The 22,223-nt window shown below is 57.1% G+C and carries 25 protein-coding genes; 21 read left to right on the top strand and 4 right to left on the bottom strand.

Annotation, left to right across the window (positions count from 1 at the left end; all coding sequences use genetic code 11):
* Window positions 1-99 precede the first annotated feature (99 nt).
* The 6 genes from FGD77_RS00375 to FGD77_RS00350 all read left to right on the top strand — a co-directional run bounded on the left by FGD77_RS00375 (window position 100) and on the right by FGD77_RS00350 (window position 3,987).
* On the top strand, window positions 100-483 hold the full coding sequence (locus tag FGD77_RS00375; RefSeq protein ID WP_255005441.1) for a DUF3768 domain-containing protein: 384 nt from the start codon (window positions 100-102) through the stop codon (window positions 481-483).
* A 254-nt stretch (window positions 484-737) separates the two neighbouring features.
* Window positions 738-2,582 carry a ParB/RepB/Spo0J family partition protein gene (locus FGD77_RS00370; protein WP_255005438.1) on the top strand — a complete coding sequence of 615 codons (1,845 nt, stop codon included), beginning with the start codon at window positions 738-740 and terminating at the stop codon, window positions 2,580-2,582.
* A 56-nt stretch (window positions 2,583-2,638) separates the two neighbouring features.
* Window positions 2,639-2,956 (top strand): hypothetical protein, encoded by a 318-nt coding sequence (locus FGD77_RS00365; RefSeq protein ID WP_108693496.1) that lies wholly within the window; start codon window positions 2,639-2,641, stop codon window positions 2,954-2,956.
* A 12-nt stretch (window positions 2,957-2,968) separates the two neighbouring features.
* Entirely contained in the window at window positions 2,969-3,232 is a 264-nt protein-coding gene (locus FGD77_RS00360; RefSeq protein WP_108693497.1) for a hypothetical protein, read from the top strand.
* A gap of 90 nt (window positions 3,233-3,322) precedes the next feature.
* Window positions 3,323-3,544: a hypothetical protein gene (locus tag FGD77_RS00355; RefSeq protein WP_108693498.1), complete on the top strand. Its 222-nt coding sequence runs from the start codon at window positions 3,323-3,325 to the stop codon at window positions 3,542-3,544.
* A gap of 131 nt (window positions 3,545-3,675) precedes the next feature.
* The gene (locus FGD77_RS00350) at window positions 3,676-3,987 is read left to right on the top strand and encodes an H-NS family nucleoid-associated regulatory protein (RefSeq protein ID WP_108693499.1); all 312 of its coding nucleotides are present in this window, start codon (window positions 3,676-3,678) and stop codon (window positions 3,985-3,987) included.
* A gap of 270 nt (window positions 3,988-4,257) precedes the next feature.
* Here the strand turns inward: FGD77_RS00350 and FGD77_RS00345 are convergent, their stop codons facing one another.
* Window positions 4,258-4,731 (bottom strand): thermonuclease family protein, encoded by a 474-nt coding sequence (locus tag FGD77_RS00345; protein WP_255005430.1) that lies wholly within the window; start codon window positions 4,729-4,731, stop codon window positions 4,258-4,260.
* 411 nt (window positions 4,732-5,142) lie between these two features.
* Here FGD77_RS00345 and FGD77_RS00340 point away from each other — a divergent pair, with 411 nt between their 5' ends.
* From FGD77_RS00340 to FGD77_RS00300, 9 genes are all read left to right on the top strand, one after another.
* Entirely contained in the window at window positions 5,143-5,337 is a 195-nt protein-coding gene (locus FGD77_RS00340) for a hypothetical protein (protein WP_108693501.1), read from the top strand.
* 656 nt (window positions 5,338-5,993) lie between these two features.
* Window positions 5,994-6,245 (top strand): hypothetical protein, encoded by a 252-nt coding sequence (locus tag FGD77_RS00335; protein ID WP_108693765.1) that lies wholly within the window; start codon window positions 5,994-5,996, stop codon window positions 6,243-6,245.
* Between the two features lie 59 nt (window positions 6,246-6,304).
* Entirely contained in the window at window positions 6,305-6,529 is a 225-nt protein-coding gene (locus FGD77_RS00330; protein WP_133176256.1) for a hypothetical protein, read from the top strand.
* Window positions 6,526-6,759, top strand: a complete 234-nt coding sequence (locus FGD77_RS00325) for a hypothetical protein (protein ID WP_108693763.1) — start codon at window positions 6,526-6,528, stop codon at window positions 6,757-6,759. Before FGD77_RS00330 ends, FGD77_RS00325 begins: the two co-directional genes overlap by 4 nt.
* On the top strand, window positions 6,756-7,649 hold the full coding sequence (locus tag FGD77_RS00320) for a DUF4942 domain-containing protein (protein WP_255005428.1): 894 nt from the start codon (window positions 6,756-6,758) through the stop codon (window positions 7,647-7,649). The genes FGD77_RS00325 and FGD77_RS00320 overlap by 4 nt, the downstream gene beginning before the upstream one ends.
* Before the next feature lie 317 nt (window positions 7,650-7,966).
* Entirely contained in the window at window positions 7,967-9,196 is a 1,230-nt protein-coding gene (locus FGD77_RS00315) for a DNA cytosine methyltransferase (RefSeq protein ID WP_369682670.1), read from the top strand.
* On the top strand, window positions 9,193-10,197 hold the full coding sequence (locus FGD77_RS00310; RefSeq protein ID WP_255005427.1) for a hypothetical protein: 1,005 nt from the start codon (window positions 9,193-9,195) through the stop codon (window positions 10,195-10,197). Before FGD77_RS00315 ends, FGD77_RS00310 begins: the two co-directional genes overlap by 4 nt.
* Entirely contained in the window at window positions 10,194-12,224 is a 2,031-nt protein-coding gene (locus FGD77_RS00305) for a hypothetical protein (RefSeq protein ID WP_255005418.1), read from the top strand. Before FGD77_RS00310 ends, FGD77_RS00305 begins: the two co-directional genes overlap by 4 nt.
* 8 nt (window positions 12,225-12,232) lie before the next feature.
* On the top strand, window positions 12,233-13,258 hold the full coding sequence (locus FGD77_RS00300; protein WP_255005414.1) for a hypothetical protein: 1,026 nt from the start codon (window positions 12,233-12,235) through the stop codon (window positions 13,256-13,258).
* Window positions 13,259-13,320: 62 nt separating this feature from the next.
* On the opposite strand, the gene FGD77_RS00295 is transcribed toward FGD77_RS00300, so the two are convergent.
* On the bottom strand, window positions 13,321-14,799 hold the full coding sequence (locus tag FGD77_RS00295) for a DUF6880 family protein (protein WP_255005406.1): 1,479 nt from the start codon (window positions 14,797-14,799) through the stop codon (window positions 13,321-13,323).
* Window positions 14,800-15,028: 229 nt separating this feature from the next.
* Window positions 15,029-15,577 carry a GNAT family N-acetyltransferase gene (locus tag FGD77_RS00290; protein ID WP_255005404.1) on the bottom strand — a complete coding sequence of 183 codons (549 nt, stop codon included), beginning with the start codon at window positions 15,575-15,577 and terminating at the stop codon, window positions 15,029-15,031.
* A 299-nt stretch (window positions 15,578-15,876) separates the two neighbouring features.
* Here FGD77_RS00290 and FGD77_RS00285 point away from each other — a divergent pair, with 299 nt between their 5' ends.
* The 4 genes from FGD77_RS00285 (at window position 15,877) to FGD77_RS00270 (ending at window position 19,054) form a co-directional block, all read left to right on the top strand.
* Window positions 15,877-16,071, top strand: a complete 195-nt coding sequence (locus FGD77_RS00285; RefSeq protein WP_255005403.1) for a hypothetical protein — start codon at window positions 15,877-15,879, stop codon at window positions 16,069-16,071.
* A 98-nt stretch (window positions 16,072-16,169) separates the two neighbouring features.
* Window positions 16,170-16,757 (top strand): tyrosine-type recombinase/integrase, encoded by a 588-nt coding sequence (locus tag FGD77_RS00280; RefSeq protein WP_255005400.1) that lies wholly within the window; start codon window positions 16,170-16,172, stop codon window positions 16,755-16,757.
* A 211-nt stretch (window positions 16,758-16,968) separates the two neighbouring features.
* Window positions 16,969-17,841, top strand: coding sequence for a site-specific integrase (locus FGD77_RS00275; RefSeq protein WP_255005392.1), 873 nt, complete (start codon window positions 16,969-16,971; stop codon window positions 17,839-17,841).
* Window positions 17,842-17,851: 10 nt separating this feature from the next.
* Complete coding sequence (locus FGD77_RS00270) at window positions 17,852-19,054, top strand: IS91 family transposase (protein WP_255005391.1); 1,203 nt, start codon at window positions 17,852-17,854, stop codon at window positions 19,052-19,054.
* Window positions 19,055-19,398: 344 nt separating this feature from the next.
* Here the strand turns inward: FGD77_RS00270 and FGD77_RS00265 are convergent, their stop codons facing one another.
* Window positions 19,399-19,980 (bottom strand): ABATE domain-containing protein, encoded by a 582-nt coding sequence (locus tag FGD77_RS00265; protein WP_255005389.1) that lies wholly within the window; start codon window positions 19,978-19,980, stop codon window positions 19,399-19,401.
* 142 nt (window positions 19,981-20,122) lie between these two features.
* Between FGD77_RS00265 and FGD77_RS00260 the strand changes: the two genes are divergently transcribed.
* Both FGD77_RS00260 and FGD77_RS00255 read left to right on the top strand, forming a co-directional pair.
* Entirely contained in the window at window positions 20,123-21,040 is a 918-nt protein-coding gene (locus FGD77_RS00260; RefSeq protein WP_255005388.1) for an alpha/beta fold hydrolase, read from the top strand.
* A gap of 136 nt (window positions 21,041-21,176) precedes the next feature.
* Window positions 21,177-22,109, top strand: a complete 933-nt coding sequence (locus FGD77_RS00255; RefSeq protein WP_255005387.1) for an IS5 family transposase — start codon at window positions 21,177-21,179, stop codon at window positions 22,107-22,109.
* Window positions 22,110-22,223: the final 114 nt, after the last annotated feature.

The raw sequence follows: 22,223 nt of genomic DNA, 5'->3' as shown, positions 1-22,223 counted from the left end.
CAAGGTTTCAGGAGACGGGCGCTTCGCGACCGACCCCTAAAACCCCGCCCGATTATCGGCACCAAGCCGGACAGGGCAGCACCACAAAGGAACGAGAAAATGAACCTCGACGCACTCGAAATGACAGAAGCGGAACACCAAGCGCGCAGGATCGCGGAGCAGAATGACCAGTTTCGCAAACACGTCCTGACAGGCGGACCCGCAGGCACACCGCAAGGGCGCATCGTTATGACCCGAGCCGTGGCAGAAGTCGGGCCGACCTTTCAGATGGAAGTCACCCGCGCCGTGATGGCTGACGAGACGTTCACCGAGGACAACGACCCTTACGGCGACCACACGTTCGGAGCCGTCACCGTGCAGGGCCGCAAGGTCTGGTGGAAGATCGACCTCTACGACCTCGACTATCGCTGGGGTTCAGAGACGCCCGACGATCCGAGCCAGACGCGCCGCGTCCTGACCGTCATGTTCCCGTCCGACTACTGAATACGGCGCGTCCCGAAAGGGGCGCGACCGTCAGGCGCAGCCCGCGCCGGAAAGGAGGTGACAGCATGAGCAGAGAGATTTTGACAGCCCGAATTGCGGAAGCATGGGCGCTTGTCAGGAAGGGCGATGATTTTGGCATCGGACGCCGCTTCCTGATCCAGCACGGAGCCATCTAAGGCCCCCTCGCCTCGCCCCCAAAGAGGGGCGGGGCAACCAATAACACATAACTTCACCACACGACAAGGATTGTCCCAATGACCAAGCAAACCAAGATCACCGCCACAGAGGCCCGTATCCCGCTGGACCGCCTGACCCTTTCCACCTTGAACCCGCGGCAGGACGTGCCGCAGGCAGACGTGATCGAACTGGCCGAAAGCATCTGGACCGCTGGCTTGATCCAGAACCTTTCAGGGCTGGCCGACGACGAGGGCGGAGCGGAGATTGTCGCGGGAGGCCGCAGGCTTCGCGCTTTGAAATATCTGGCCGAGCAGCACCCCGATATGGCCGAGACGCATCCCGAACTGGCAAGCCCGATGGTCAACCTGGCCCCCGACCGGACCACCGGAGAGGCATGGGCCACAACCGAAAACATTGCCCGCCGCGCGTTGCACCCCGCCGAGGAAATCCGCGCCTATGGCAAGATGGAGCAGGGCGGATCGACACCCGCCATCATTGCCCGCGCCTTTGCCGTGACCGAAAAGCACGTCTATCGCCGCCTTGCGCTTGCCCACCTTCCCGCGCCCGTGCTGGACGCCTTGCGGGCCGACGAAATCAGCCTGTCCAATGCCGCCGCGTTCACGATCAGCGACGACCAGAAGCGCAGCCTTGAGATACTGGAACAGGTGCGCGGCGAAAGCCAGTCGGATTACAACATCAAGCGGATGCTGAAACCTGACGCCGTGCGCGGGACCGACCGCCGCGCGATCTTTGTGGGCGAGGATGCCTATATGGCCGCAGGCGGGCGGATCGGCGGCGATCTTTTTGACGACGAAAGCCTGTTTGATGATCCCGAAATCCTTGACGCGGTGTTTCAAGAAAAGCTGGACGCCGTCGCAAAACTGTTGCGGGGCAAGGGTTGGAAATGGGCCGAAGCGATCACTGAAAGCTACATCGGGTATCACACCATCGAGGACCGCAAGTTTGAGCGCATCTATGCAGAGCAAGGCGATCTGACCGAGGCTGAAACCGAGCGGTATGATGAACTGGCGGAACTGGCCGAGGGCGATGTTCTGGACGAGGACGGCGAAGCAGAACTGGCCGCATTGCAGGAAAAGCTGGACGGCATGTTCAGCGCCGAGCAAATGGCCGTTTCTGGTGTCATGGTCTATGTGGACCGCGATGGACGGTTGCAGGGTTCCGATGGGCTTGTTGCCCGTGAGGATAAAGCCGCCGCCATCGAGGCCGGTTTCCTTCGCAAGCCCACGCGGATCGAGGACGACGAGCCTAAATCGCCTATCTCGCAGAAGTTGGCCGACGATCTGGGGCGCATCGCACAAGGGGCGAAGCAACATGCGATCTTGCGCGACCCTGACCTGTTGCTTGATCTTCTGGCTTTCCAGTTGAGCCACGCTCTGAACTGGAAAAACCCGCTTGGCCTGTCGCTTACCGATGTTCCGAACTGGCCTTCGACAGAAGCCGAAGGCTATGCGCTGGACGAGAAGCTGACCGCCAACCCCCCGCGCGATATGTGGGAAATCAAAGACCTTGCCGCGTCATTCCGCGCGTTCCGAAAGAAGGGCGCGGACCATGTTCGCGGCGAACTGACCCGCTTTCTTGCGGCGCAGTATCGGGGCGGCGATGAAAAGCTGGCGGCGCTGGTCGAGAAGGAGACGCAGCCGAGTATCCGCGAAGTCTGGACCCCGACCGCCGAGAACTTTTTCAAGCGCGTGGGTGGTCCCTACCTCAACGACTTGTGGAGCGATCTTCTGGGGCTGGCATCAGGCCATGCCACCATCACCGCGTTCGAGAAGCTGAAAAAGAGTGAGAAGGCCGAGAAGCTGGAAAGCCTGTTTGCCGATCCGGCCACCCGCAGCGCCCTTGGCCTGACCGAAGAACAGCAAGACCGCATCGCCGCGTGGCTTCCCGAAGGCATGGCCTGACCAGACCCGCAGGGCGCGAAAGCGCCCTGCCCTTTCCCCAATACCGGAGACAGATCATGGCGATGAAATCCTACAATGTGGCGATGATGGACGCCGCGCCCAAAACCAGAAAAGCGCATATCATCACCTTCGCCCGCGACGGTCAGCCGCCCGTTGACGTGGCACTCTACAAGACGGGCGGAGGCTACGCCGCCGACCATCCCCGCAGTGGCTACGCGATCCGCGCCTTCGATCAAATCTGCCGGTTCGGCCCCGCCGTTTCCTTTGCCGAGGCCAAGGCAAGTCTGACGATGATGCTGGACGAAATGGAAGGATACGAACGTATCCGCGAAGCCTGCCACCGCTATCCCGTCCTGAATCCCGACTTCAACTAGGAGGTTTGCACCATGCCCGATTTCACAGCCCACCGTCACCCCGTCCTGGCCGTCCGTTGTCCCGATTGTGGGAAAGCCCCCGGCGTCTGGTGCTGCCGCCCGAGCGGCCACCGCGCCAGCGACTTCCACTTAAGCCGCAAGGCCGAAGCCGACCGCGTGTTTATCGACCAGCACGGGCCGTATGCCAGCATAGAGCGGGATGGCGAAGGTTGGATACTCGACCCGCAGGGCCGCGTCGGCATCCGCCCGCAGCCCGACCAGCTCGCACTTTTCTAGGCGAAGTTTCCGCGCACGAAAACTGGCACAGCCGCCAAGAACACACTATGATCCAACGAGATTTGGATTGCCGCCGAAAGGATAAACCAGATGAAAACCGCGATCCTGCACAGGGTTTATCTCTACGGATACAGTCGAAACGTCCTGCCCGCGTGGTTTCGCCGGATTGTGGCACGTTCCGAACTGCACCGCGCATGGCTTTCCGGGTTCAATGGCTGTTTTATTGAGAACGGCACCCGATACGGCCCTTCAAACCCATATGGGCTTGTTGTCGCGCCGACCGGCCAAGGCAAAGGCTTCTGGCCCGAATGATATTCTGATTCCTTGTGGTGAGGATAACGACTGGCCCCGCTTCGGCGGGGCCTTTTTTTCGCCAGAGCGAGGGGATAGGGTCCGATGGCCGACCGCTGATTACCGGCGTCCAACTCACATCGGAGACTTTGATGGACCTTTCCGAAATGACTTATCCAGAACTGGAAAAGCACCAGAAGGATGTAGAGGCAGCGATGCGCAACCTCGACAAAACCCGCAAATCCGACGCGAAGAAAGCCGTCAGGAAAACGGCCAAGGATCACGGTTTCACGGTAGAGGAACTGTTCGACCTACCCGCGAAGAAGTCCACCGCCGCCGCTTCGCCGCCCAAGTATCGCAACCCGAAGAACCCGGATGAAACGTGGACCGGCAAAGGCCGCAAACCCAAGTGGCTCACCGCCGCTTTGGAAGATGGCACCAGTCTTTCGTCCTTTGAAATCTGAAAATGATCGGGCGGGCCAGGTCTGCGTCCTGCCCCGCCCGATCCGGCGCTTTTCGCGCCGAAGCCTTGCCTAGTGGCACGGCGACGCCTGCTTACCGCTCTGGCCCCAAATCCGCGGTCGGTTTCAGGAGTTGATCGAGGCCACCTTGCGCGAACCGAACCAGGGCTTCGGCATCGTTTAGAGCGTCAACGGGATCACGTTAAAGAAGATCGAGCTTCGCGTTGCGCAGCCAGAACGATTCAGTGTCGCACAGCTCTGTCACAGCATTTCTCATCCGCACCATCCTTTCCGTCGCCCGCCTTCATACCGCCGCGCCAGCCCTTCGCCAATCAGCGTGCCGCCCACGTCAGCCCGATTGACATAGAGTCGGCCCAGAAGCCGCCCGTATTTGTCGCGACCCGGCAGAAGCATCAGATCGACTTGCTTCACACCGTCGATCAGATCGCGCAGCCGCGCGGTCGCCATGTTGCCAAGTTGTCGCTCGTAGTCGCATCTGGCGCGGTATGTTTCCGGTGTATCATAGCCGACCAAGCGAACCCGCTCGCCGCCAATGTCGATGGTATCCCCGTCAATGACGTAGATTTGCGATCCTTGGATGGCTTCACTAAAAGCGACCCCCGGCGTTGCCACAGCCCACAGCAGAAAACAGGTCCGAATGGCCCCGAAACACCAGCTCGACTTCCGCACCCCGAAGAAACCGCGTCGGCGTCCGTGGATCATCGGCGTAGTCATAGTTGCTGTCATTGCGATCCTCGCTGCCGTGATGTGAACGCCCGTCTGCATCCTTCCAATATCTTAGCTTTCCCCGTGCCATTTGTCACAGCGAGAGACGACTATTTCGCGGATAACTTGTGAGTATTTACGGGTGATGTGATCGTGCCGCCGCCGTGGTTTTAGAGTTCCGTTCGCACGTCCCAGAAGATCATGCCTACCCTGCGGATTGATCGGCGCCTGTCAGGTGAGCCATTGCCCGCCCGTCCCTTTTCCATGTGTTTCTGACTGATGAACATAGCGGAGGGGTTCTGTGAGACGCTTCGCTTCAAACACTACTTTCCCCTGGCCTGCGGCCATTCCTCGCGAAACAAAGTAGCATTGGACACACGACACCCCCCCGCAAAGCCATGTCCACCGAAACACTCAAAAAGGACCGAACCAATGGCTAACCAAACTCTGAAGCTCCGCGTCAAGACCGAAGGCCGCGACGGCAAGAACTACTGGGACAACTGCGGCGTCCTTTTCATCAACACCGACGACAGCGGCACGATCACTTCCGTCACCGTGAAACACAATATGTTCCCCGGCGTCGAAATGGCCGCTTTCCCGCCTCGCGACAAAGACGAGGAAAGCTAAGACAAGAAGGGCGGCCAGCGAGCCGCCCTTCCGCCTACCGGCACTATCCGTCAGACATAATCGCCCGTCTGCATCGGTAATTGATGCTCGACGGTTCGTCCTTTCTTCCCGTCTCATTTTCCTAGAATTATCCACGGGGGAGCTGCGCAAGCAGCGGGGGCCGTGGCCCCTGCCATGATCCTCGATCATGGCACCGCGCTCTAGGCTACAGCCGGCGGACCGGCTTTCGCCCCGCACCCTTCGATCCTGGCCTTCCTGATCCAATAGCCCGCGCCCTGTCTCTGCGAGCCAGGTCGCGGGCTTTGTCTCATGGTCGCCCTGGACCTTGTGAGCGGCCCTTGCGGGTGACGATCGCAGGGGGCGGTCGGATCTTCGATCCTGTTTTTTCTGGGCTTGGGGTTCGGGCAAGCCGAACGCCGCTGCGCCGCAAGGGGGCCGTTTCGTCGGCCCCCTTCGGACTACCGAAATAGACAAGCCCGTGTCCTCGCCCTGCGGGCTGCGGGCCGCGCCAGCTTGTCGATTTAGGCAGTCTCGACCCCCTCAGTTCGCCACATGGCAAGGTTTCAGGAGACGGGCGCTTCGCGACCGACCCCTAAAACCCCGCCCGATTATCGGCACCAAGCCGGACAGGGCAGCACCACAAAGGAACGAGAAAAATGGCTTATCAAATCGTCGTCACGACCGAAGAAGGAATGGTCAGCACATACCCCGACAGCATCGAGGCATGGGCCGAGGACAATTACACCGCGATTACCGGCGTATCCGCCAACCCGCGCACCCGTCCCGAATTGCAGGGCCATCCGAAAATGGCCGGTTTCGTCGGCCCTTGCTGGGGCGGCACGACCGAGAGCGGCGAGCCGATCATCCGCTACGAGGACTCCGAGACCTATCGCGCGCTTTGCGTCTGATCCTTTCCCCCAACAACGCCCCGCCCGACCCGGCGGGGCAGCATCCACGGAGCAACATCATGTCAGCACGTCTTTTCACATTGCAGGCCGACTATCAGGGCCAGCCCTATCCGCAGGCCATTTACGGCACGAGCGAAATCATCCTTCGCATGTTCGGGCGCGACCATCACCGCGCCGCCACGATCAAGCCGATCCTCACCCTCAAGAACCCGGACGGCGACACCATCGCCACGATGGACGAATGGGCCGACGACTGGACCGATACCCCGGAGGCGAAAGCATGAGCAGCCGCCGCAGCACCCACCATTTCGACAATGAAGCCGAGGCGATCCGCTACCGCGACGAGGAAGGCACCGGAGGCTGGATTTTCGTATGCAACGATAAAGGCGAGGCGACGATTTTCCCGCACCAAATGACCCCAAAGGACATTTTCAACAGCGGCCAAACCAGTTCATCGGGCGGGCGCTTTATCGGAGCGACTGGCAAGATCATCAGCGCGGAGGACGTGGCATGAACCAGCACACCGGTTTTGCCCGTATCGGCACCACACCGGAGCAGGAGGCGCGTAGCGCCCCTGCCATCCGGCAGAGCCTCAAAGAGATTGTGCAGCGATACACCGCGAAGCGTGACGGCGGCGCGGTCACGCGCGAGACGGAAAGCGGCGTTATCGAAATCATCGAGGAATATCAGGGCATCGAGGCCGAGGCGCGGGCCTTCGCTGACGCTACGGCCCGCGTGAAAAACGCCAGCGCCATCGGGACCAGTTGGGGCGGCGATATTTTCCTGCGCGGCCATGATCCAGAAATATCGGCCGAGCGGATGAAAGCCGCGTTGCTGCGATCCGCTTGGCGGCACGTCTATGAAGGATTGCCGGTCAAGGACTGCGCCAGCGCGAAGGACCGGAAGCGGTTCGATCTGTTTTTCGAGAACCCGCCCGAGTTGACGCTTGCCGCCATCGCGGAACACTTCGGCGCGTTCCTGCTGGACCAACGCCACCACATTCTAAAGGGGCTGGCCGAATGTTTCTGCGATCTGGACCCCGCCTATAAGAGCCACAGCAAGGTTGCCATTGGCGTTCAGGGATTGCCGAAACGGATCATCGTCAACCACGTTGACCGCTATCTTTCATCCTGGGGCGCTGAACGTGTCAAAGACACGCTCAACGCCCTGCGCGTCTATCGCGGTCAAGCCCGCATGGAATATGGCGAATGGTCGAGCATGATGGACGAGGCCCGACGCCACGGCGAGGCAGACTTTAGCGGCGGCATCATCCGCTCATTCAAGAACGGGAACGCGCATCTGATCTTCGACAAGCAGGGCTTGCTCGACATTAACCGCGCTCTGGCCGAGTTCTTGTCAGATTTCGCGGAAATCTTCCTTTACCGTCATCAAACTTCCTTTTAGGACAGGCTGGATGACCTATCCGATGAGATTTTAAGATTCCTGATTGCCCTCACCCGTGGCAGCTGCGACCCCCCAATAGTTTCCGCTCGTAGCGATGCCTGCCCTCCTGACGTCAGCTACACGTAGGGGTGGATCTCGGTCATTCGCTGCAGTCGCGAGGTGCATTCGTCTAAGGAAACAAGTCTATCGGGCGCAGTCACTGTTTTCTGTTTTTTCTTGTCGGTGACAAAAGCATCGTACTTGTGTGCAAGAAGTTCTGATAAAGCTGTTCATATCAATCGCTTCTAACGCTATGGTAAGCGCACCGAGCCAGTTGCATCAGCACAGTATCGAAAGAGAAGATCATTTTTGATGGTACAAAAATACGGTTTGCCAGCCTGTACAGTGGCTGCGGGGGCCTTGACCATGGTTTCCATGAAGCAGGCCTGAAGGGTGTTTGTGCCATCGACAATGATCGCGCCGCTTTAGATGTTCTTGCCAAAAATCTTGGCACAAAAACCGAATGTATGGATCTTGGTGCGTTTGGCGACCAACATCTTCCTCTTCTCAAAGGGGTCGATATAATTGCGGCTGGCCCGCCCTGCCAAGGCTTTTCGACCGCCGGCCCAAACAATCCCGACGATGAACGCAATAACCATGTATGGAACGTTGCTAGGATCGCTTCGCTGGTTAAGCCAAAAGTTGTCGTGATTGAGAACGTTCGTGGCTTGCTGAGCACAAAAAACGCCAAACACTTCGACAAGACGGTCGAGTTACTAAAAGAAAGTGGGTATTCAGTATCATCGTCAATTTACAATCTGTCTGACTTTGGAATCGCTCAACGGCGAGTAAGAGTAATCATATTGGCCGTACGGTCGTCCGATTGTTTCTCTTTGCAGATTCCATGCCAAGAACGCCGTTCGATCGGAGACGCGCTCAAAAATGTTCATGAGGCGTGTGACTTCGATCCGGACCCACTACTCGAATACTCGACTGACGCGTTGATCGCTCGAAGAATTGCGCCTGGGCAAAAGCTATCAAATGTCAGAAGTGGCTTGTCCGCAGTCCACACTTGGGACATCCCTGAAGTATTCGGTCAAGTAAATACTTTGGAAGTGAACCTACTGGAAACTGTGGTCAAGCTTAGGCGTCAGAACCGAAGGCGTGATTTTGGAGACGCTGATCCAGTCCCACTCGCCGATCTCATTGAATTTTTCGGTGCCGGTACGGATAACCTAGTGGAAGGGCTAGTACAGAAAGGTTACCTAAGGAAAATAGGAGATTTCATAGATCTTCGGAATACGTTTAACGGCAAGTTTCGTCGTCTGAAGTGGGACGACGTTTCACCTACTGTTGATACGCGCTTCGGACAACCAAGGTACTTCTTGCACCCAGAGCAAGACCGTGGGCTCGCCGTGCGGGAGGCGGCGCGAATTCAGAGTTTCTCTGACAGCTTCAAGTTCACGGGCGCCAAGACTACAAAGTATCGGATGATTGGAAATGCGGTTCCACCGAAGTTTTCGAGGCTAGTTGGAACCACGCTTAGTGACAGTTGGGCCGCATTGTGACCAGAGCAGAATTTCGAACAATCCTGCAACGCTGGTGCCTAGAAGACGCGCGGGACGCTGACGGCATCGAAGACCTTAAACGGGACTTGGAGTTCTTAGAACGCGAACTTTTTCACGAGTATTCAGTTACGGCGTATGGTGGGCATGCAAATTTTGGCGCGCGGCTTGCCTATTGGATTGGAAACCTAAACAACGACGCTGACCGAAAAGAACTGTATCGCGTCCTTGCGCACCTCTTTTTCATTGGCCGTGGGGAACAAGAGGCGGCCTATAGGACGGCCTACAGCAAACATGTCATGCAGTGGTTGATGAGGGTCGCAAACATTGATCCATTCCAGAACAATGCCAGCCAAATGTTGGCGCAAGAATTGGCGGCAACCCGATTTACGGAGGTAACGGACAGCTTCGGAATCCGCGCATTTTGCACTGCTAACCAAATCCAAACTGAAGCCTTGCGCTACAAATGGGAAGGCAACACTGAAAACTGGGACCCCGCAGCATTTCGCAGGAGCGTTCTAGACGAGGACGCAAATGGGAATGTAGTGAGAAAAAATCTGGTGCTGCTTGAAGATTTTGTAGGATCGGGTTCTCAGATGCTCGATGCCGTTGATTTAGCAGTATCGTTGGGCCCCGAAGTTAACGTATTGTTGTGCCCGCTCTTCATCTGCCCTGAGGGAGCTGATGAAGCTCGAAACAGAAGTAATGCCATCAATCACTTTGACTACAGTCCAGTCTTAGAGTTTGACCAACGCTTTTTCATTTCACCTGCCCCCCTAGCTGACGAAAACCCAGAGTTCGCTAGGATACGAAGACTGCTGCAGAAGATACATCCGCTGATTCAGGGAGGTCCCCAAGAGTACGGACCGTTTGGTTACCGCCAAACAGGGGGCTTCGTTGTGCCTTATGCAAACTGTCCAGATAACACGGTGCCTGCGATACATAAGCGAATGGAAGACTCATGGCGGCCATTGTTCCTTAGAAACTCTCGGTTGCCAGTATGAAGCAAAATTCTCTGAACCCTTTCAACAGTCTTTATCGCACGGAGTCCATCTCTACGAGTGAGTTTGTAAGCCTTTTCAGCCCGGTGCTTTTAAAAGAAAGCCTTGTCCAGAGACTGTTTGAACCCGGAAATGTAATTCTTTGTGGTCTTCAAGGTTCAGGCAAATCAGCACTGTTAAATCTGCTCGAACCGCAAGTGCTCGTGGAATACCTTAATAGCAGCCATACATGGCCATTGCCCGCGCATTGCTCTCGCTTCGTCGCAGCCAGCATAACTCTGAGGTCTAGCGGCGCTTTGCTTTTTGGGCAAAGGGCAATTGAAGGCGTCCCTGATGACAATGAAAGAGTAATCGGGTTGTATTTTGCGGATTTTCTAAACTACTGGATCGTTTCTGACCTGATTGAGAAGCTACAGCTCCTCTTTTCGGAAGATGGAAAATTGCTGGCTTCGAAAATTGGCCTAGATACTCGCCCCAAGCTGCTTGACGAGTTTGCATTAAACCTTTCTTCCGACGCTTGTTGGCTCGGTGCACTAGAAGGCGTTGGAACCTTTGAGCAACTCAAGAACGCCGTAGAGATCAGGATAAGGAAGTATGAGAATTTTCTAAACTATAACTCTGATTTTCCAGAAGAGTTTTCCCGAACCAAGACTGGTGCAGGCGAACCGATCGCAGTTGCAGCCGATTGTCTTCGGAATGTCGGTATTCTTCCAGACGACGTTCCAGTCTTGGTAACGATCGATCAGTTTGAGGACCTGATGGATCTTGAGAGAGACATCTCTGATAATGGGCGTCCGATATTCAGGCGTGTTATCTGGAAAATGCTAGGGAACCGGGATGATCGAGTTTCCTATCGGGTCGGTGCAAGGCTGTACTCATTGGACAAGGGTATTCATAGTCTAAGAGGAAGCGCCACTGTTGAAGAGATGAGGGAAGTAAATGTCGTTAATTTGGACGATTTGCTTCAAGCGAGAGAGAGCCGAGTTTCGCTATTTCCCGAATTCTGTGACGACGTACTGCGGAGAAGACTTCTTGAAGCAGGCTATGGAGGTGTAGCGAAAAAGGCCGTCCGACAATTGTTTGGCCCCCGAGCGACCCCGGAGAAAAAAGTAGAGGAGTTTATCACTAAGAGCAGGGCTAATGTGGTTTCTCGGACAGGGCCATTTGACCATACCATTAGGGAAGCTCTAGTTGGCATAGCAGAGCGCGACCCAATCTCGGCCAAGTTAGGTGAAGCGTGGGTTCGTCAGAACTCGAAAAAACAAGCGATTTCGGCCACCGACATAGTTCGAGAGCCTTGGTCATCACGGCAGTGGTGGAAGAAAGAGCGAAAACAGCAAGCTTTGTTGCAAGTCTTTTCAGCATGCGGTCAAAAATCGGTCTGGTACGGTTCTGGGGACATAGTGAACTTAGCTGGCAGGAATATTCTAACCTTCCTAAGTATGTGTCAGTTCGTCTGGGCGGAGTTGCTGAGATCGATGGATGAAGGTCCAATCGACCTTCCTAAAGATATTGATCCGGTGATACAAACCCTCGGCATCAATTCAGCCAGCGATTACTGGTTTCGTAAGATCAAAGCGGAGCCAAAGGGTGGGGATGACCGAAACCGGTTTGTAAATGAGCTTGGCAATTTTTTCAGGGAAAAATTGCTTCGCGATCGGAATATGTCCTACCCAGGAAACAACGGCTTTTCACTACCGTTGAGAGACGTCGAAGACGAATCTGTTATTGACGATTTTCTTTCGGACTGTGTTGCATTTGGGGTTTTGGAGAGCCGACCTCACACACCCAAGTCCCGCTCACGCGGTCAAAGTGAAAAATGGTATCTCTCTCCGATCCTCTCTCCACATTTCCAAATTCCTGCGGCGCATATCAAGGAGCCTTACTACGCGACGATTCAGGAAGTTGCAGCTTGGATGAAGAACTCAGGTGTCGTGACAGTTGGGATCAGCTCTGATGCGAGAGCAATCCGCCGATCACGTCAAGAAGAACGTGACACAAGTCAACTTCAGTTCCCATTCGATGAGTAATCCATAGTATGTTGCAAGCTACCGGGGAATTCAGGCCGTGGGGAAGGTTTGATCAACTACTAAATACCCAGCAGGGTTCGAAATGGTCCCTGATTGCCTGCTGTTCTCATGAGTATCGTTGCCGAGCAGTCTTTGAGTGCATCAATGAGTTGGATATTTTTGGCCCGCAGTTGGTTTTTGAAATTAAAGATCCGTTATCCGTATCGACTGACGAAATAGAGCGAAAAACTGCGGAGAATCGAGCGTATGTTACCAGTCTCGGCTTTGAGGATCAGTCAATCTCTGCACATGGTCTGATTGATCCGTTTTCAGGGTACGAAAGGGCATTGCGGGAGTTTTTGACTAAGATCGGCGATCAAAGTCTGATCATCGACATTACTTCACTTCCTAAGAAAATTTACTTCTTTCTTACGAAGTTGCTGTTCGGTGAATTCAATCAACCTAGAAATGTTGTTTTCACTTACGCGGAACCTAACGTCTATTCAGACAAACCATTGGCTGAGAACCCAGACCCTTGGGAAGCTCTTCCAGGATTTCGTATCTCTCCACGAGATGAGGGCAACCGAAAAGTCGTTGTTGGTATTGGCTACGAGCCGTTGGGTCTCCCAGATCTTGTAGACTCAGGGCGGTTTGACGAGACTCAGATGAATTTTTTGTTCCCCTTTCCTGCGCAAGCTGACAGGGTTGCTCGCAACTGGCGCTTCATCCGGGGAATTTTCCCGAATCCGGATTCAGGTCGACTATCAGTCAAACGAGTGGATGGGATCAATGTCCCTGAGGTGTATCAGGCGCTGTTAGGGATAGGAGAACATGGTGAACAAGGTTTGATACTTGCTCCATTTGGGCCGAAACCAGTTTCACTAGCGATGGCACTCTACGCGGCAAAATACTCGCAGCCATGCAGCCAGACAGGCGTATACTATACACAACCAACTTACTACAATCCTGACTACTCTGCCGGTGTTCGGGAAATCGACGGTCGCAAGGCCTTAAATGCGTACTGCGTCAAGCTGAACGGACACTTCGTCTATTAGGCATTCTGCGCTGCAGCAGATAAAGTTAGATCTTTGCCACGGTAAATGTCCGAATTGGGCCGTTACCCATCTCCTCTGATCCATACAGGGTGGTGGGACGTGCTCCCTTCTGGCGGTCTTGATTTCTTCTCACCGATGCGCGTCCAGAACCCTGATTTGCGGGGGTGCCTTTTCTTCAGTTCGGCAAGATAGCTTGCGTGGTCGGCGATTTCTCCGGGGCGAGTTGAGTCCGCCTCTTCGGCCAGCAGAGTCAGTTTCTCGAGGTAGTTCGCGCCGTGCCCATAGGCCTTGGAGCGCGCACGATCCAGGATGCTGTCCAGAAGTGCGCGGTAGAGAATCGTCGCGGCCAGCGGATAATCGTGCTCCAGAAGGGCGGCGACTTTGGGCAGGATATGCCAATCACCTCCGTCCCAGTGCTTCGCATGCATTACGATCAGCTTTGCCGCCAGATCGTGTCGCGGCCAGTCGAGGAAAAATTGCAGTGCTACCTCGGGCGTCGCTTTTTCCAACGCGACGGCATGGGCGCGCTCTTCGGTTTCTATATCCTCGAAATCCGGCAGCTTCCTGAGGTAATCTCGCAGGATGTCGGCGGAAAGGCGCGCCTCAAAGCAACGCCAGCGCAGGGCTTGGGCGGCGGTCTCGTCCCCCACGGCTTCCAGTATCCGCGCCTCAAGGCTGACTCGTGCCGGTGACAGGTCGTCATCGGCCGGGCCAAATGGACGCCGCCCCGGTTTACGCACCCAATCCAGCGCCTCAGAGGTGCGCCCGGCCTCCAGAAGCTGTGTAGCAATCGTCAGCGTGTCCTGCACATGCGGCTTCTTCTTCGCCTCCAAAGCGATGAGCAAATCAAGATCGCCGCGCGCCAAGGCGATGGTCTGGCGCATTGCGGACCATTGTGAGGTCATGGAATAAAACCAACCATCCGATTCACGCGCCGCTTCCTCGGTCTGCCGCTCAGTAATGGCGCCTTTCAGATCGGCATCCCATCGGGTCAGGCTGTCTTGCGGCAGGTGCGGTGCCACGGCCTCGGTCACGTCAGTCAGATAGCCATGGGTGCTTTCGCCAAGTGCGGACATGATCTTCTCTGGTAGCTGATCCGCTTCGGGCGCGGTCAGACGCTGCGCCAGGTCGCCGGTTGCAGTAATTGCCTGATAATAGACGCCTTGAATACGGCCCAAGGAATCATCGACACGTTCGAACACCTGCTCGTGGGTGGCGATGAAGCGCAGCAACCGATCAATGGCGAGTCCCGGGGCGGCGGCGCCAAGTTCAGAAGTGATCGTATCGGTCAGACTGCGTAGATCGTCGCCAAGGGCATGGGCCTTGTCCCAATCGATGAAACTCTTGGCCCGTTTCAAGCCTGATAACCGCCGGTCGATCAGCTTGGCAATGGCCTCGGGCCCCGATTTGCCGGCCAGCGCCGCCTTGACCTGACGCCGGAAACCAGCATTGCGTTCAGCTTCATCCAGCACGAGCTGGCCAAGCTTGGCGACACCAAGGTCTTTCAGTTTGTCAATGGACAGGGCGGGTTTGCGGGCCATGGCAGGTCTCGGTTTTGAACAGTTACCACTATAAGTGCCTCGACCAACTCGTGGAGGCAAGCATCGGGATTCCGACCAACAAATTGCTGCACAAAGACCCAAAGGTCGCAATGTGGACGCCGCAATGCCACATACGATTAACGGGCCTGTCTACTAAGGGCCGTGAGTAACGAGGTTTCCGGGGGCTACGATGAACGAGCGCGCTGCATCGCCGTATGTTGCCTGCGCCCTATCGAACCTTAGCGTACATGAAACAGTCTCTGGGTGTTTTGGAGACGTTGGGATGTAAGAAATACCGGCTAAGTAATCCCTCCCTTGTCATCCCAACCTTTTCCATCACGCGGGAAGATGCCCGGTTGTCGACATCGCAAAATGCTTCTGTTCGGTGAATAGATGGGTGAGTAATTGCGTGCTCGACCAACCACGTCAGGACCTCAGTTGCACATCCGTACCCCCATGCACGTTCAGCGAGTACGTAGCCGTAGTTGACTTTGAATCTCCCAACATGAGGATGAAACATGCCGATCAGATTGTCGGGATCATCGCGTGGGAAGACGACCAATGGAAAACCTTTGCCGGTCCTCCATTCCTCCGCCACGCTTTTTATAAAGTCTTCTGTTACGCTGGAATCCCCATGGGGTCGCCACCCGAGATACCGCGTCACGGCGACGTCAGCCGCATAGCTGTTGAATATCGCAGAGGCGTCGCCAGTAGTAACCCTTCGGAGGCGATAGCGCCGGGTCTCGAATTCGTCGGGGATGCGATAGGCAGTGCTCATGACGAAGTAGTCGCTTGATCCGGCGCAATCCGCAACATCTGCATTGCCCGCAGACCCACGTGTGGGCAACAAAAAAGGCCGCGCGACGCACGAATGGCCGCAATGACGGGCGGCCCCGCACCGCGAACTCCTGCGGGGGCGTTGAACGGCGGCAATAGGCCGGTCACGTCCATAAGTCGTGGCCGCCCACGTCAATTTTGCAAATTCCGTTTCCCGCCGATTATGCTGGTGAGCCCAGTTCGCTATGTGCGATCATTCTGCAATGAGGATACCCCTACACCTCGCTGGAAGGTTCTTCGATGACGCGGAAAATGCACCCAGACAGTCACGAGCTTCATGACTGGCCGATCTATGGGCCGAATGATCCGGAAGTTGCACTGCTAGTTGATCGTCTTGGATTTGATCACGGCCTGCGTGTGCGAGAGATTGAAAAAATTCTGATCGCTGCGCTACGCTTGCGACTCACCGAAGAGGAGCAGCGTGAAACGGGCTGAACCCAACTCTTAACAAAATGTGTCTATTGTAAAAAGTGGAGCTCATAGCGGGCGGCTTGGCCATTGCCAGGCAGCACTTCAAGAGGCGGGGCAAAACCATGACCAACCGGCAAAATGTAAAGAGTGATGGAGATCGGGCCGCAGACTCTCATGAGCGCCGCCGCGATTATCTCGGCCAAGCCCAGATCGAACAGCTCCTCTCCGCTGCGAAAAAGGGACGTCACGGCATTCGGGATCACCTTTTAATCCTGATGATGTTTCGACATGGGCTCCGGGTTTCGGAAGCCATCGCCGTGCGACGGGAAGACGTCGATCTTGCGCAGTCGCGGATCTGGATCAGCCGCCTCAAGAATGGCCTGAGCGTTGAGCAGCCAATTGCGGGTGACGAGCTGCGTGCCATCCGCCGCTGGCTCGCTTGTCGCAATGACGCACTTCCGTGGTTGTTTGTCTCGGAGCGCGAGCAACCGCTTACCCGACAGGCGGTGAACTACATCGTCGGAGCGGCAGGAAAACGTGGAGACTTAGGCAGGATCAATCCTCATATGCTTCGGCACTCCTGCGGTTTCGCACTGGCAAACAAAAAACATGATTTGCGGCTCATTCAAGACTACCTCGGCCATCGCGATCCCCGGCATACCGCTCACTACACACGGACGGCTGCGACCCGGTTCGGCAATCTTTGGTAAAAATGCGCGGATCGTGTTTATGCCCTATCGGAGACCGGACATTCGCCAGCCTGCGCTCCATTGGCCGTACTGCAGTGACGAGGACGAAACCGCTCTCGCGGTATGGGCGCTTGTGGCGAGTGATGCGCGCTGATCGGGGCGCCGGGATTTGGTAGATGGGCGCGCCTGTCGGACGATTGGGACCTTCTCAATCAGATGACAGGAGGTTTCCATGTCCGATCAACATGTTCCCGCTTTGCGTCGGCGGTTTCTCGAAGATATGCGCATCAAGGGTCTGCAGCCGAAGACGCAGACCATGTACCTGCGGGCGATGCGCGACTTCACGCAATTTCTGGGCCGTTCGCCCGACACGGCGACACCTGAGGATCTGCGCGCCTTTCAACTCGATATGAAGGAGAAGGGCGTCGGCGCACCTACCTTCAACAACCGGCTGAGCGTCCTCGGCTTCTTCTTCTCGGTGACGTGCGCGCGTGCGGAGATGAAGCGCCACATGCGTTATCAGCGTCTGGCGAAGAAGATACCGGTGGTGCTGAGTGCCGAGGAGGTCACCCGCATTCTCGAAGTCGCCCCTGGGCCCGGCCTCAAGTACCGGGCCGCCTTCAGCGTCGCCTATGGCGGCGGCCTTCGAGCCAGCGAGGTCACCCATCTTCGTGTGCCCGACATCGACAGCGACCGGATGCTGATCCGCGTCGATCAGGGAAAGGGCCGCAAAGATCGTCACGTGATGCTGTCGCCCAGCCTGCTGCAGCTCTTGCGCGACTATTATCGCGAAGCCCGTCCCGCAGGCTGGCTCTTTCCCGCTCGCAACCGGATCGACCCGATCTCGACCCGGCAGTTCAACCGCGCGTTTGGGGCGGCTTGCGACTTCGCCGAGATCAAAAAGAAGGTGTCACCCCACACCCTGCGGCACAGCTTTGCCACTCACCTGCTGGAGGGCGGGACCGACATCCGCGTCATCCAGGTTCTGTTGGGTCACGCCAAGCTGGAGACCACAACGATCTATACCAAGGTGGCGACCAAGACGATCCAGAGTGTGACCAGCCCGCTTGATCTGCTGGTGCGACCGGAGGCTGGGTCCGGCTGATCCCGGTCCCATGCGCCGTCCCAAACTGGAGGTCGCGGATATCTTCCGCGCCCATGGGCCTGCCTACCGCCAAAAACACGCAGGGCATCTGAACCTGCCGCAGTTGAAGGTAATGTCCGCGATCGAGGCATGCCGGACCGCAGCGCTCGGCGGTCACGTGGCGGCCTGCACCAAGTGCGATCATCAGCACATCGCCTATAACTCGTGTCGCAATCGGCATTGTCCGAAGTGCCAGGGGGCCGCGTCGCGGGATTGGATGCAGGCTCGTGTCGAGGATCTGCTGCCGGTTGAATACTTCCACGCGGTCTTCACCCTGCCAACCCAGATTGCTGACATAGCCTTCCAGAACAAGGCGGCGGTCTATGGTCTGCTGTTCAAGGCATCCGCCCAGACCCTTCTGACCATTGCGGCCGATCCGAAGCATCTCGGCGCCCGGATCGGCATGACCAGCGTGCTGCACACATGGGGCTCGGCGATGACCCATCATCCGCACGCCCATGTCATCGTGCCGGGTGGCGGGCTGTCGCCGGATGGTGCCCGGTGGATCGCCTGCCGCCCGGGGTTCTTCCTGCCCGTGAAGGTCCTGTCGAGACTTTTCCGGCGTCTGTTTCTCGAAGGGCTGGCCAGATTGCACAAAGCTGGGAAACTGACATTCTTCGGCGATCTGTCGGAACTGGCCGACCCCGACATGTTCGCCGCCCATCTCGCGCCGCTGCGCAAGGTCAACTGGGTCGTCTATGCCAAACCTCCCTTCGGCGGACCGGAGGCGGTGCTGGCGTATCTCAGCCGATACACCCACCGCGTCGCGATCTCGAACCACCGCCTCATCAGCGCGGATGCCGGCACCGTGACCTTCCGGTGGAAGGATTACCGGATCAAGCGCGGGGATCGGATGAAGGTCATGCGCCTGCCCATATCCGAGTTCATCCGCCGGTTCCTGATCCATGTCCTGCCTTCCGGCTTCCACCGCATCCGCCACACCGGGTTCATGGCCAATGGTATCCGCCGCGACAAGATCGAGAAGATCAGGCATCTGATCGGTACGGTGCCACGGCCGGATCAGACGACCGGTGAGGACAGGCGCTCCGATTCCGACGAGCGGGACCCGCGCCAGACATGCCCCAAATGCGGAGGGGAGATGCGCGTCATCGAAACCTTCACCCGCGGCCAAACGCCGAAATCCCGCGCGCCGCCATGGGACGCCGCCGCATGACCCATCCGTCACACCCGGCCCTGCGATCTCGAGGCGTCGGATCCGTCAGTGCGGCCATCCCACTGAAACCCCCACTGCAACGGACCCAGCACGGCGAAACAAGGCACCGAGCGATGCCATCGGCTGTGGAAATCAACGGGCCGACCGTCCCAGAGGAAAAAAGGCCCCGAAGATCGACGCATCGACTGCCCAAGCCCTGAGCCACAATCCCCATAGCACCAAAATCCGCCCGCGCTTTCCTCCTTGTCAGGTTTATCGCCGCTGAATGGCAAGCATCCAGCAGCCACAAACCTCAGACAAACAGGACATTCATCCGGATTCCTTCAATGACCGGTCAGGGAGGATCAATATACGCTTTGCCGGTTTCGCAAGCTCCGCTCGGTGAACGCTCTTTTCTTTGCCTTGTTGCCGCAGCGGCCCATGCTGCACCAGCGCCGCTTGCCAGGGCGCGAATGATCCACGAAGTAAACCGAGCAGTCCTCCCCCGCACATAGCCTGACCTTTGCGAAATCGCCGCCCGTTAAGAGATCGATTCCGTCCCGTGCAATCATGCCGAATACGGCTGACGCATCGAGGCCATCATTTTTTTCCAATGTTTTCCCCGTCACGCCCAATTGCACTACGGGGGGCGGCAGGGCCGCAAATTCATTCAGAATCTCGATATCCTGAACGACGGGGGATTGGCTGGAATGAAGACGATCCACTAATCCGACAAGAGCCGCGCGAAGCCGCCTGGCCGCGACCAGATTCTGCCCAGTCGGCTTGCGGGCTACAACCTGACCGGCAACAGCCGTTAGCCATCGTTCCAGATCAGCGGGGTTTCTCATCCTTTCGAGTGGCGTGCCATGCCGATCCCCAAGCGTGGCTATCCAGTCGAGGGAAAGACGGCCGGTTTCGGTGTGAAAGTCGATGTTTCGGGATGGCATGTTTCCGCCCTTTTCAACTTGGAACTTGTATAACCGGTTCCGTGTTGATATTCAAGGAACTGGTATAAGGGGTTCTGCGTAGTGCCGAGAAGGATGGCGTAGCGCAGTTCCGGTTATCGGAAGCTCTGCCGTCACGGTAACGATGCAAGCGGAGGCTCGATCTGAAATGCAAACCATCCAAGCTGGCGATCTCACGATCGCATATCATGAATTTGGCCCGTCAGACGGCGTTCCGGCTGTTCTGCTTCACGGGTTTCCCTACGATATCCGCGCATATGATGACATCTCTGCCGAACTCGCCGAACAAGGGGTCCGGTGCCTGGTCCCCTACCTTCGTGGCTTTGGTCTGACCCGCTTTCTGTCGTCCGACACGATGCGTTCCGGCCAGCAAGCGGCACTTGGAGCCGATTTGCTGGCATTTATGGATGCGCTCGGGATCGAAGAGGCATGTCTTGGCGGTTACGACTGGGGCGGTCGCGCCGCCTGTATCGCTGCAGCCCTCTGGCCGGAGCGCGTCAGCGGCCTCGTAAGCTGCGGGCAAGGTTACAATATCCAGGATATTGCCCATGCCTGGAAACCCGCCCCACCAGAGGAGGAAACGCGCTACTGGTATCAATATTACTTTCACACAGAGCGAGGCCGGGCCGGTCTGACCCAAAACCGGCGCGAGTTGTGCCGCCATATCTGGTCGCTCTGGTCGCCAAGCTGGCAGTTCGATGATGCGACCTATGCCGCGACGGCACCCTCATTCGACAACCCGGATTTCGTGGAGGTCGTGCTGCATTCCTACCGGCACCGCTTTGGCTGCATCGTCGGCGATCCGGCTTATGACGAGATCGAGGCCCGGCTGGCCGAACAGCCAAATATTACCGTGCCAAGCATCATCCTTCAGGGGCGTGATGATGGCGTTGACCCGCCCGCGAAAACGGACTCCTGCCGTTCTCATTTTAACGGATTTTATGAACGCCGGATCATCGATGACGCGGGCCACAATCTGCCCCAAGAAACTCCCCCGGCATTCGTTCAGGCAATTATGGATTTGATGGAACTTGGAAAGTAGTGCTTTGTCGCGCTCATAAATCGTTCGGAACCGCGACAATGATGACTTGGTGTTACATCGGTCATATTCGAATGGCTCTGTTGCGCAAATCGGGTTGGGGATTCATCTTGGGAATCCAGCGTGATAGTTGGAGGTCATGAGCAGACCGACACCCCCGACCTACAAGACCAAGAACTGGCGGGCCTATAACGAAGCGCTCAAGCGCCGGGGCTCGCTGACGATCTGGTTCGATCCCGAGATGACATGGGAGGCCAAGCCTACCGGCAAACGTGGCCGACAGCCCACCTACAGCGATGCTGCGATCCAGACCTGCCTGACGATGAAAGTGCTGTTCGGCCTGGCGCTCAGGCAGACGACCGGCTTGGTGGAGAGTCTTCTGCGCCTGAGCGGGCTGGACTGGCCGGCGCCGGATTTCAGCACCCTCAGCCGCCGGCAAAAGACGCTGAACGTGAATATCCCGTATCGGGGATCGGAGGGGCTGCTGCACCTGCTGGTCGATAGCACCGGTATAAAGGTGGAAGGCGAAGGTGAGTGGAATGCGCGCAAGCACGGTGGCTCCAAACGCCGCGTGTGGCGCAAGGTTCATCTCGGTATCGACGAAAAGACACTGGAAATCCGGGCAGTCGAGTTCACCAGCAGCAACATCGGAGATGCTCCCATGCTGCCGGAACTTCTGGACCAGATCCCGCCCGAGCAGGAGATCGGCAGCGTCACTGCAGACGGCGCCTACGATACGCGCAAGTGCCACGATGCCATCGCTAACCAGGGCGCCAATGCCGTCGTCCCGCCCCGCAAGAACGCCAAGCCCTGGAAACCCGACACTGCAGGCGCGATTGCGCGCAACGAAGCGCTGCGGGCGTCGAAATACCTCGGCCGGGCGCTTTGGCGGAAATGGAGTGGATACCACCGCCGAAGTCGTGCCGAAACCAAGATGCACTGCATGAAACTGCTCGGTCAAAGGCTGATGGCACGGGACCCTGACCGTCAGGTTGCCGAGCTTCAGCTCCGCGTTGCCGTAATGAACGGCTTCACCGCGCTTGGCATACCCGTCACAGAGGCCGTGGGATAAGTGTGTCCGGGGAAAGGGGAACCTTGGCCGTCAACTGATTTGCGCAACAGGGTCTATTCGAATGCGGCGCGGCATCCGGGAGTGGGCTCGTTCCTACCGCTCACCATAATCTTT

The sequence above is a fragment of the Roseovarius sp. M141 genome, assembly GCF_024355225.1.
In the GTDB taxonomy this organism is placed as follows: domain Bacteria; phylum Pseudomonadota; class Alphaproteobacteria; order Rhodobacterales; family Rhodobacteraceae; genus Roseovarius.
Note: the sequence above shows the minus strand (reverse complement) of the source record. Positions and strands in the feature narration are given on the sequence as shown.